Source organism: Pseudofrankia coriaricola, assembly GCF_001854805.1.
Taxonomy (GTDB): domain Bacteria; phylum Actinomycetota; class Actinomycetes; order Frankiales; family Frankiaceae; genus Pseudofrankia.
This window is the reverse complement of the sequence record NZ_MBLO01000199.1, coordinates 1-1,217: the sequence shown is the minus strand read 5'-3', so window position 1 is coordinate 1,217 and position 1,217 is coordinate 1. Positions and strand designations below refer to the sequence as shown.

General features: G+C 72.0%; 2 protein-coding genes. Both read right to left on the bottom strand.

Features of this window, described 5'->3' with window-relative positions; translation table 11 throughout:
• Window positions 1-55: 55 nt before the first annotated feature.
• Window positions 56-991, bottom strand: coding sequence for a transposase (locus tag BCD48_RS22000; RefSeq protein WP_071050288.1), 936 nt, complete (start codon window positions 989-991; stop codon window positions 56-58).
• Between the two features lie 45 nt (window positions 992-1,036).
• On the bottom strand, window positions 1,037-1,217 hold a 181-nt coding region (locus BCD48_RS52415; RefSeq protein WP_198543346.1), incomplete at its 5' end, for an IS110 family transposase.

The following is a 1,217-nucleotide window of genomic DNA, read 5'->3' as shown; positions in this document are numbered from 1 at the left end:
GTTCGGGTGTGGCTGCCGGCTGGCCCTTCTGTAGGCGAGGGTTGCGGGTCGGGCCTCAGGCTGCGGCGAGCATCGAGGCGGCTTCCTCGGGAGAGAGCCCGAGGTTTTTCATCTGCCGGGCCAGCGCGCGCTTGCGCTTCTCTGGGTCCTGTTGGCGGGTGTGGTAGTCCGCGCCGAGTTCCCGGAACGGCACCTGGTCGTGCACCATCCGCCAGATGATCGTCAGGATGGTGCGGCTGGTGGCGACGAGGGCCTTCAGCGCGCCGCGGCGGGCGCGTAACCGCCGGTGGCGTGCCCCGAGGAAGGTGTTGGTGCGTGCGACGGAGGCCGCGGCCGTGCCGAGTGTGCGACGCACGTACCGGTTGCCGCGTCCGGTCCGGCCCATTCGTAGCGACGCCCCGGTCTGGATCGTGCGCGCGGTCAGCTTCGCCCACGACGCCAGGTGCCCGGAGGTTGCGAACGGGGCCATGTCCGTGCCGATCTCCGCGAGGATCAGCTGTGCGGCGTCCCTGCCGATCCCGGGGACCTGGTCGAGCAGGTCGACGAGGTCCGCGGCCGTCCGCGGCTCCGACCGGCCAACGGCGGGTGTGGGCGTGCCACCTGCGGGAGGGCCGCCGGCGCAGGCGCCGCCGGCGGGCGGGATGATTTCACCGGTGACCGGCGAGACCGTCCCGACCCCGGGCACCGCGGTGACCTCAGTGGCGCCGGGGGTGTCGGTGCGGCGGGCGGGCAGGGGCATCGCCGCGGTCATCTGATCGACCCGCGCGGACAGCGCGGCGAGTTGCTCGTCGAGCGCGTCGATCTGCACCAGGTAGATCTTGAGCATGAACGCGTCGTGGTCGCTGAACCGGCCGGTCAGCGCCGCGGTCAGCGCTTCCGGCGAGGCCTTCAGGCCCGTCCCGAGCGCCGCGAGCCGGCGCGGGTCGCGTTCCCCGGCCACCAGCGCGTCGAGGATCCGCCGGCCCGCCACCCCGAAGAGGTCCGAGACCACCGATGACAGCTTGATCAGCGCGCCTTCGAGCAGCTTCTCGCTGCGCTACTTGACCCGCGTGCGGTCCGCGACGAGGTCGACCCGCATCCGGGTGACGTCCCGCATCCGGCGGATGTCCGCCGGGGGCACGAACGACCGTCGCAGCATCGAGCGCTCGTTCAGCTTCGCCAGCCAGACAGAGTCCAGCTTGTCCGTTTTGGGCCTTCCCGGGACGTTCTTCACATCC